The organism is Microbacterium sp. ISL-103, from assembly GCF_018613995.1.
Lineage (GTDB): Bacteria > Actinomycetota > Actinomycetes > Actinomycetales > Microbacteriaceae > Microbacterium.
In genome coordinates this window covers 1-2,189 of the sequence record NZ_JAGGPD010000486.1, presented here as the reverse complement: position 1 = coordinate 2,189, position 2,189 = coordinate 1, and the positions used below count along the sequence as shown (strand labels likewise).

2 protein-coding genes and 1 pseudogene are annotated in these 2,189 nt (G+C 66.8%); 1 reads left to right on the top strand and 2 read right to left on the bottom strand.

Features of this window, described 5'->3' with window-relative positions; all coding sequences use genetic code 11:
• Window positions 1-166: pseudogene (gene aspA, locus J7E68_RS19970) on the top strand (aspartate ammonia-lyase); the annotation flags it as partial.
• 67 nt (window positions 167-233) lie between these two features.
• Here aspA and J7E68_RS16390 read toward each other — a convergent pair.
• Window positions 234-440 carry a YbdD/YjiX family protein gene (locus J7E68_RS16390; RefSeq protein ID WP_215174387.1) on the bottom strand — a complete coding sequence of 69 codons (207 nt, stop codon included), beginning with the start codon at window positions 438-440 and terminating at the stop codon, window positions 234-236.
• On the bottom strand, window positions 440-2,189 hold a 1,750-nt coding region (locus J7E68_RS16385; RefSeq protein ID WP_215174385.1), incomplete at its 5' end, for a carbon starvation CstA family protein. The genes J7E68_RS16385 and J7E68_RS16390, both read right to left, overlap by 1 nt.

Here is a 2,189-nt window from a genome sequence, read left to right as displayed (position 1 = left end):
GCTCATCGGCTACGAGGCCGCAGCGAAGATCGCCAAGCACTCGGTCGCGAAGGGCATCACCGTACGTGATGCGGTGATCGACCTCGGCTACGTGGAGCGTGGAGACCTCACGCTCGAGCAGCTGGACGAGAAGCTCGATCTGCTGTCGATGACCCACCCGGGTTGATCATCGGTCGCTGACACGCGGATGCCGCAGGGACTCGTTCCCTGCGGCATCCGTCGTCTTCGGCCGCTCAGCAGCAGCGGGCGCCGGGGTCGGCGTCCTGCTGCGCATAGTGCGCACGCCAGAACTCGCTCTCTGTGAGCGGCTCTCGCTCGGGATGCCGTTCGCGCTCGTGCGCGATGTAGGCCGTGTACCGCGACTGGCCCGTCACTCCGTTCACGTACCAGGCGACCGCGTTCCAGGCCCGACGTGCCGCGTCCGCCACCGCCGCGGCCATCAGTGCCCCCTGGTCGGCTGGGCGGATGCGGGCAGCTCGTTCCACTGCTTCTCGACGGCACGCTCCTGCGACGACGCGATCAGGCCCGCGGGCGCGAAGCGGTGAGACGGCACCTCGGGATCCTCGTGATCGACGACGGGTCCTGGGCGCACGGCCTGGATGACCTTGATGAGCGAGATGGTGATGACGATCACCGACAGCACGAGGAACGTCACCGACAGGATGCCCTGGATCATGGTGTTGCGGACGACCGCCTCCATCGCCGCGACGCTGGTGGCCGTGCCGAATGACGTCTCTCCTGCTGCGAGGGCATCGCGGAAGGCGACGTGGTTCGCGAAGTAGCCGACCTGCGGCACCGTCGAGAAGATCTTCTGCAACGAGGCCGTGACGGTGACGACGGTCACGAAAGCCAGAGGCAGGGCGACGACCCACAGTGCCTTGAACGTACGTCTGCGCGCCACGATCGTGAGCACCACCGCGAGAGCGATCGCCGCGAGCAGCTGGTTGGCGATGCCGAACAGCGGGAAGAGGGTGTTGATGCCACCGAGCGGGTCTGTGACCCCCATGATCAGCACCGCTCCCCACCCCGCGACCATGACGGCTGTGCAGATCCACGCGCCCATCCGCCACGACGTGTCTTTGAAGCGAGGGATGACGTTGCCGACCGAGTCCTGCAGCATGAAACGCGCGACGCGGGTGCCCGCATCCACGGCCGTCAGGATGAACAGCGCCTCGAACATGATCGCGAAGTGATACCAGAACGCCATCATCCCGGTGCCGCCGATCCACTGCTGCATGATGTGCGCGAGCCCGAGGGCGAGAGTGGGCGCGCCGCCGGTGCGGGACACGATCGACTCCTCGCCCACCGCTTCGGCCGTGCTCGTGAGCATCTCGGGCGTCAGGTTCACCCCGGTCAGTCCGAGGCTGTTGACGAATTGCACGGCACCCTCCACGGTGCCGAGCGTCGCGGCAGGCGACGAGTTCATCGCGAAGTACAACCCGCGGTCGATCGAGATCGCCGCCACGAGTGCCATGATCGCCACGAACGACTCCATGAGCATGCCGCCGTAGCCGATGAAGCGGGTCTGCTTCTCCTTCTCGATCATCTTCGGCGTCGTGCCCGAGGCGATGAGGGCATGGAACCCGCTCAGCGCTCCGCAGGCGATCGTCACGAACAGGAACGGGAACAGCGAGCCCGCCCAGACGGGCCCGGTCTCACCGGCGGCGAACTCGCTGAACGCCGGAACGGTGATCTCGGGCCGCACGAACAGGATCGCGACGGCGGGCGCCACGATCACGCCGCTCTTCATGAAGGTCGAGAGATAGTCGCGCGGGGCGAGCAGCATCCACACCGGAAGCACCGCCGCGATGAATCCGTAGATGATGATGCCCCACGCGATCGTGGTGCGGTCGAGCGTGAAGATCGCCTGGCCCCACCCGGTCTCGGCGACCATTCCGCCGCCGATGATCGCCGCCATCAGCAGCACGAAGCCGATGATCGACACCTCGGTGATCTTGCCGGGGCGGATCCACCGCAGGTACGCGCCCATGAACAGCGCGATCGGGATGGTCATCGCGACCGAGAACACTCCCCACGGGCTCTCGCCGAGAGCGTTCACGACGACGAGAGCGAGGATCGCGGTGATGATGATCATGATGAGGAGCGTCGCCAGGATCGCCGCCGTACCGCCGAATCGGCCGAGCTCGTCGCGCGCCATCTGGCCGCGCGAGCGCCAGCCGCGACGCATC